Here is a 6,814-nt window from a genome sequence, read left to right as displayed (position 1 = left end):
CAGCTGGAACTGGTGCAGGGCGCCTGCCACGAGTTCAACCAGCAGGAGTTCCTCGACGGTCAACTGACTCCGGTGTTCTTCGGTACGGCACTGGGCAACTTCGGTGTCGACCACGTCCTCGACGCCGTCGTTGATTGGGCGCCGCGTCCACTGGCACGCGTGGCCAACGAGCGCACCGTGGAGCCGGTGGAAGAGAAGTTCTCGGGTTTCATCTTCAAGATCCAGGCGAACATGGACCCGAAACACCGCGACCGCATCGCCTTCATGCGCATTTGCTCCGGCAAGTACGAAAAAGGCATGAAGATGCGCCACGTGCGCACCGGCAAGGATGTGCGGATCGGCGACGCGCTGACCTTCTTCTCCTCCGAGCGTGAGCAACTGGAAGAGGCGTTTGCCGGCGACATTATCGGCCTGCACAACCACGGCACCATCCAGATCGGCGACACCTTCAGCGAAGGCGAAGTCCTGGGCTTCACCGGCATCCCGCACTTCGCCCCGGAACTGTTCCGTCGCGTACGCCTGCGTGATCCGCTGAAATCCAAGCAACTGCGCCAGGGCCTGCAACAACTGGCCGAAGAAGGCGCGACCCAGGTGTTCTTCCCGGAGCGCAGCAACGACATCATCCTCGGCGCCGTCGGTGTGCTGCAGTTCGATGTGGTCGCCAGCCGCCTGAAAGAGGAATACAAGGTCGAGTGCTCCTACGAGCCGATCACCGTTTATTCCGCGCGCTGGATCGAATGCAGCGACAAGAAGAAGCTTGAGGAATTCTCCAACAAGGCTGTGGAAAACCTGGCACTGGACGGCGGCGGTCACCTGACCTACCTCGCGCCGACGCGGGTCAACCTGGCGTTGATGGAAGAGCGCTGGCCGGACGTGAAATTCCGCGCGACCCGTGAACATCACTAAGCGCTGAATGGCGACACCGCAAAGCCCACTGTGAAAACAGTGGGCTTTTTTTGTGGGTTGAAATGGTCGTCGAGGTGATTGCGTAGGTCTTTTCCTGCGCACTTGTAGCTTGCCTCTGCTTTCGACCCATGGGGAATTTTGCCCGCGACACGCCAGTCGTTGGCGTTTAGTGTTCAAAGGACATTTCGCAAACAGTGGCCTTTTGATGATCAAGGGAATGACGCGTCGGCTGACCCATCTGCTGCGGCTGGATGGCTATTTCTGCGTGATGGCCTGGGTGCTCGCGGCGCTGTTGTTCATCAATCGGCTAAGCAGCATGGTCAAGCTGTTCATGGCGCTGTACCTGCGTCAGGAGCTGGGGCTGGCGATTGAAACCGTCGGCGGGCTGCTGTCGGCCTACGGTGCCGGTCTGCTGGTCGGTTCGATGCTCGGCGGGTTGCTCAGCGATCATGTGCCCACGGCGCGGCTGACCGCGGCGCTGTTCTTCGTTTCAGTGTGGGTGCTGATCTTGCTGGGGGTGGTCACGCAGGTGCCGCTGCTGGCCGGGTTGCTCTTGCTCAGCGGGGCCGTCGATGGGGCGATCCGTACGCTGCATCAACGGCTGATCATGGAGTATTGCGACGTTGCGCAGCGTTCCCGGGCACAGGCTTTGAGCCGGGTGGCTCGCAACCTCGGGATGGCCGCTGCCGGGGTGGCGGGTGGCGTTTTGGCGCAGACGGATTTCCGTTGGGTTTTCTTCGGCAGCGCGGCGATGACGTTGCTGGCCTTGCTGTGGTTTGTCCACACCACGTGGCGCCGACCGGTGCTGATTCCTGACGAGAAACCCGATACCGCCTCAAGCTCAGGCCAGCCGTATCACGACAAACCATTCCTCTGGTTACTAGCGGCGACGGTTCTGCTCGGTATGGCGTTCGATACGGTTTACAGCACGCTGGGCAACTATCTGCGTGATTACTACCGCTTGAGCACCGAGGCGATTGGCTGGCAGTTCGGGCTCAATGCGCTGCTGGTGGTGTCATTGCAGATTCCGTTGTCGCACTGGGGCGAACGCTGGGGGATGCGTCGGCAACTGGTGGCGGGCAGTCTGTTGCTGGCCTGTGGGCTCGGCATGTTGCCGTTGGGTTCCGGGCTGTTTTATACCTGCATGTCGACGGTGATCTGGACGCTGGGCGAGGCGCTGTTCATGCCGCCGTTGAATATGTTGGTCATGCAGCATGCGCAAAGCGGAAAAAGCGGGCAGTACCTTGGCCTCTTCTTTATGAGCTGGAGCGCGAGCGCGCTGTTGTCGCCAGTGCTTGGCGGTCAGTTATACGGTCGCTTTGGCGGGCACAGTGTGTGGCTGGTCAGTGCGACGCTGGCACTGATGTCCATACCGCTGATTTATCAGGCTACCCGTTCGCGCGAGCCGGACGCGATTTCCGGGCAAGCGCGCAAAGCAGATTCGCTTAGTTGATCCGGTAATTGGACTTATTCGAAACCAGTCTTTCCATCCACGGCATTTCCGGCCGCTCGTTAGCCTCCTGTCTGGTGAACCCGGCTGATCGGAACTAGATTTCACAGAGCGCAAGCCAGGCACTTGGGGTTCACCTGATAGAGGATGGAATCGATCATGAAAAACAGGTTGCTACGCGTTTTACTGCTGTTGAAAGTGATGGTGATGCTGTCCCTTGGCACCGCAACGGCCTGGGCCGAATGTGTGGATCACGATACTCAGGCATTCAGCGGGCAGGTGGGACATAGCGGATTGATGCTCGCCAAGTCCGAGTCCGAGCCCGGCGATGAGGGGCAGGGTGGTGCTGACAACGGCGATGACTCGACCACTGACGAGCCGGACTCCGATGATGAAGAAGAAGGCGATAGCCAGACCTGATCGCTGAATGGCAGGCAAAAGAAAACCCCTTCTGCCTCGACTGATGCGCAATCGAAGTGGAAGGGGCTGGGTTAATCAGTGAATCCCTGTAGGAGCGAGCAAGCTCGCTCCTACAGTTTTTTATGCCGCGCCGTCGAGGAACTGCTCGGCGTAGTGGCAAGCCACCTGCCGCCTGTCGAGCAGGCGCAGGGCCGGCTCTTCAGTGCTGCAACGCGCGGTGGCGTACGGGCAGCGCTTGTGGAACGCGCAGCCGGACGGCGGGTTCAGCGGGTTGGGCAACTCGCCGACGATCTTGATTTTCGGCTTGTTCGGGTCCGGGTGAATCGTCGGCGTGGCCGACAAAAGTGCCTGGGTGTAAGGGTGCAGAGGACGTTCGTAGATGTCGTTCTTCGGACCCATTTCGACCGGGCGACCGAGGTACATCACCATCACGTCATCGGCAACGTGTTGCACCACCGCCAGGTTGTGGGAAATGAACACATAAGCGGTGTTGAACTCTTGCTGCAGATCCATGAACAGGTTGAGCACCTGTGCCTGGATCGACACGTCCAGTGCCGATGTCGGTTCGTCCGCCACCAGCACTTTCGGTTGCAGCATCATTGCGCGGGCCAGGGCGATCCGCTGGCGCTGACCGCCGGAGAACATGTGCGGATAACGCTGGTAGTGCTCGGGACGCAAACCCACCTGCTTCATCATCGCCTGGACTTTCTCACGGCGTTCCGCGGCGCTCAGGTTGGTGTTGATCAGCAACGGCTCACCCAGTTGATCACCGACTTTCTGCCGTGGGTTCAACGAGGCGTAAGGGCTCTGGAACACCATCTGCACGTCTTTGCGCAGCTGTTTGCGCTGGGCCTTGTCGGCACCAGCGACTTCCTGTCCGGCAATTTTCAAGGAACCGGAGGACGGCTCTTCGATCAGGGTCAGGGCACGAGCCAGGGTGGATTTGCCGCAGCCCGACTCGCCTACGACCGCGAGCGTCTTGCCGGCTTCGAGTTCGAACGACACGCCGTTGAGGGCGCGAACGGTCGCATGACCCTTGAACAGGCCACGGGACACTTCGTAGTGACGGGTGAGGTCGCGGGCGGTAAGTACGACGGCCATTACGCCACCTCCTGGTTCAGCGGGTAGAAGCAGCGGGCGAGGCTGTTGCTTTTCGGGTCAAGGGCTGGACGCTGCGCGCGGCAGTTGTCCTGTACATACGGGCAGCGCGGCGACAGCAGGCAACCCTGCGGACGGTCGTAGCGACCCGGCACGATGCCCGGCAGGGTCGACAGGCGCGAGGCGCCCAGGCTGTGTTCCGGAATCGCCTTGAGCAGCGCTTCGCTGTAAGGGTGTGCCGGAATGTCGAACAGTTGCGGCACCTGGCCAACTTCCACAGCTTGACCGGCGTACATCACGCAGACGCGCTGGGCGGTTTCCGCCACGACGGCGAGGTCGTGGGTGATCAGCACCAGGCCCATGTTCTGCTCTTTTTGCAACGCCAGCAGCAGCTCCATGATCTGCGCCTGAATGGTTACGTCCAGTGCAGTGGTGGGTTCGTCGGCGATCAGCAGTTTCGGTTCGCCGGCAATCGCCATGGCAATCGCAACACGCTGGCTCATGCCACCGGACAGTTGATGCGGGTAGGCGTCCATTCGGCTGGCCGCACCCGGGATTTCAACTTTTTCCAGCAGTTCGATGGCGCGTTTGCGAGCGGCCTTGGTAGACATTTTCAGGTGCAGGCGCAGCACTTCTTCGATCTGGAAACCGACGGTGTAGCTCGGGTTCAGCGCGGTCATCGGGTCCTGGAAGACCATGGCCAGGTCTTTACCGACGATTTGTCGACGCTGGCGGTTGCTCAGCTTAAGCATGTCCTTGCCGTCAAAGCTGAGCGAGTCGGCGGTGACAATGCCGGGATGCTCGATCAGTCCCATCAGCGCCATCATGGTTACGGACTTGCCGGAACCGGATTCGCCAACGATGGCCAGCACTTCGCCCTTGTCCACCTTCAGGTCGAGGCCGTCGACCACGGGGGTGGCGTTCTTGTCGCCGAAGCGAACATTGAGATTCTTGATTTCTAGCAGTGACATTGGAATCTCCTCAGGCGGCGTTCTTGAGTTTCGGGTCCAGCGCGTCGCGCAGGCCGTCACCCATCAAGTTGATTGCCAGCACGCTGAGCAAAATGGTCAAACCAGGCAGGCTCACGACCCACCAGGCGCGTTCGATGTAGTCGCGGGCCGAGGCCAGCATGGTGCCCCACTCAGGGGTTGGCGGTTGTACGCCGAGACCGAGGAAGCCCAGGGCGGCGGCATCGAGGATCGCCGAGGAGAAGCTCAAGGTTGCCTGAACGATCAGTGGCGCCATGCAGTTAGGCAGCACAGTCACGAACATCAGGCGTGGCAGACTGGCACCGGCCAGGCGCGCGGCGGTCACGTAGTCGCGGTTCAGCTCGCCCATCACTGCGGCGCGGGTCAGACGAACGTAGGACGGCAGCGAAACCACGGCGATGGCGATCACGGTGTTGATCAGGCCAGGGCCGAGGATGGCGACGATCGCCACGGCCAGCAGCAGCGATGGCAGGGCCAGCATGATGTCCATCAGACGCATGATGGTCGGGCCGAGTAGTTTCGGGAAGAAGCCGGCGAGTAGACCCAGCAGGATCCCCGGGATCAACGACATCACCACCGACGACAAACCGATCAGCAGCGACAGGCGCGAACCCTGGATCAGGCGCGATAGCAGGTCACGACCCAGTTCATCGGTACCCAGCAGGAACTGCATCTGCCCGCCTTCAAGCCAGGCTGGCGGGGTCAGCAGGAAGTCGCGGTACTGCTCGCTCGGGTCATGGGGGGCAACCCACGGGGCGAAGATGGCGCAGAAAATAACCAGCAGCATGAACAGCAGGCCGGCGACGGCGCCCTTGTTCTTGGCGAATGCCTGCCAGAATTCCTTGTACGGCGACGGGTACAGCAGGCTTTGATCCGCGGCGGCTGCGGCGGTGGCTACTGAGGAAGTAGTTGGAGTGTTCATGAATATTGACCTCAGCGCTGATGACGGATGCGTGGGTTGGCAAAGCCGTAGAGGATGTCCACTACGAAGTTGACCAGGATCACCAGGCAAGCGATTAACAGGATGCCGTTTTGTACGACTGGATAGTCACGGGCGCCGATGGCTTCGATCAGCCATTTGCCGATACCCGGCCAGGAGAAGATGGTTTCGGTCAGGACCGCACCGGCCAGCAGGGTGCCGACTTGCAGGCCTACCACGGTCAGTACCGGAATCAGCGCGTTGCGCAGACCGTGCACGAACACCACGCGCGCCGGCGACAGGCCTTTGGCCTTGGCGGTACGGATGTAATCCTCGCGCAGTACTTCGAGCATCGACGAACGGGTCATCCGCGCGATCACCGCCAGCGGGATGGTGCCGAGCACGATGGCCGGCAGGATCAGGTGATGCAGGGCGTCGGCGAACGCGCCTGGCTCGTCAGCCAGCAGCGTATCGATCAGCATGAAGCCGGTGCGCGGCTCGATGTCGTACAGAAGGTCGATCCGCCCGGAAACCGGGGTCCAGCCCAGGGACACCGAGAAGAACATGATCAGGATCAGGCCCCACCAGAAGATCGGCATCGAGTATCCCGCCAGGGAGATGCCCATCACCCCGTGGTCGAATAGAGATCCTCGCTTGAGTGCCGCGATCACCCCGGCCAACAGGCCCAGGACGCCGGCGAACAGCAGCGCGGCCATGGACAGCTCCAGGGTCGCGGGGAAGAGGGAGGTGAACTCGGTCCACACGCTTTCACGGGTACGCAGGGATTCTCCCAGATCGCCGTGGGCCAGTTTGCCGACGTAATCCAGGTACTGGGCATACAGGGGCTTGTTCAAACCAAGGCGTTCCATTGCCTGAGCGTGCATTTCGGGGTCGACCCGACGTTCTCCCATCATGACTTCCACGGGGTCACCAGGGATCATGCGAATCAACGCGAAAGTCAGCAACGTGATGCCGAAGAACGTGGGGATCAGTAACCCCAGTCGGCGGGCAATAAAACTAAACATCGTGTGG

7 protein-coding genes are annotated in these 6,814 nt (G+C 60.9%); 3 read left to right on the top strand and 4 right to left on the bottom strand.

Annotation, left to right across the window (positions count from 1 at the left end; translation table 11 throughout):
* The 3 genes from ACRESJ_RS32550 to ACRESJ_RS32540 form a co-directional block, all read left to right on the top strand.
* Positions 1–906: peptide chain release factor 3 (locus ACRESJ_RS32550; protein ID WP_431761578.1), on the top strand; the 906-nt coding region annotated here is incomplete at its 5' end.
* 217 nt (positions 907–1,123) lie between these two features.
* Positions 1,124–2,359: an MFS transporter gene (locus ACRESJ_RS32545; RefSeq protein ID WP_431761577.1), complete on the top strand. Its 1,236-nt coding sequence runs from the start codon at positions 1,124–1,126 to the stop codon at positions 2,357–2,359.
* Positions 2,360–2,515: 156 nt separating this feature from the next.
* The gene (locus ACRESJ_RS32540) at positions 2,516–2,776 is read left to right on the top strand and encodes a hypothetical protein (RefSeq protein WP_431761576.1); all 261 of its coding nucleotides are present in this window, start codon (positions 2,516–2,518) and stop codon (positions 2,774–2,776) included.
* Positions 2,777–2,896: 120 nt separating this feature from the next.
* Here ACRESJ_RS32540 and ACRESJ_RS32535 read toward each other — a convergent pair whose 3' ends face one another.
* From ACRESJ_RS32535 to ACRESJ_RS32520, 4 genes are read right to left on the bottom strand one after another with little or no spacing between them, the layout of a single operon-like run.
* The gene (locus ACRESJ_RS32535; protein ID WP_431761575.1) at positions 2,897–3,877 is read right to left on the bottom strand and encodes a peptide ABC transporter ATP-binding protein; all 981 of its coding nucleotides are present in this window, start codon (positions 3,875–3,877) and stop codon (positions 2,897–2,899) included.
* Positions 3,877–4,845, bottom strand: coding sequence for an ABC transporter ATP-binding protein (locus tag ACRESJ_RS32530; RefSeq protein WP_431761574.1), 969 nt, complete (start codon positions 4,843–4,845; stop codon positions 3,877–3,879). The genes ACRESJ_RS32535 and ACRESJ_RS32530 overlap by 1 nt, the downstream gene beginning before the upstream one ends.
* A gap of 10 nt (positions 4,846–4,855) precedes the next feature.
* Complete coding sequence (locus tag ACRESJ_RS32525) at positions 4,856–5,785, bottom strand: ABC transporter permease subunit (RefSeq protein WP_431761573.1); 930 nt, start codon at positions 5,783–5,785, stop codon at positions 4,856–4,858.
* An 11-nt stretch (positions 5,786–5,796) separates the two neighbouring features.
* Positions 5,797–6,807: an ABC transporter permease subunit gene (locus ACRESJ_RS32520; protein WP_431761572.1), complete on the bottom strand. Its 1,011-nt coding sequence runs from the start codon at positions 6,805–6,807 to the stop codon at positions 5,797–5,799.
* Between the last annotated feature and the right edge of the window lie 7 nt (positions 6,808–6,814).

Origin of the sequence: Pseudomonas sp. (genome assembly GCF_050739655.1) — a bacterium.
GTDB lineage: Bacteria > Pseudomonadota > Gammaproteobacteria > Pseudomonadales > Pseudomonadaceae > Aquipseudomonas.
This window is presented reverse-complemented; position numbering and strand designations above follow the sequence as displayed.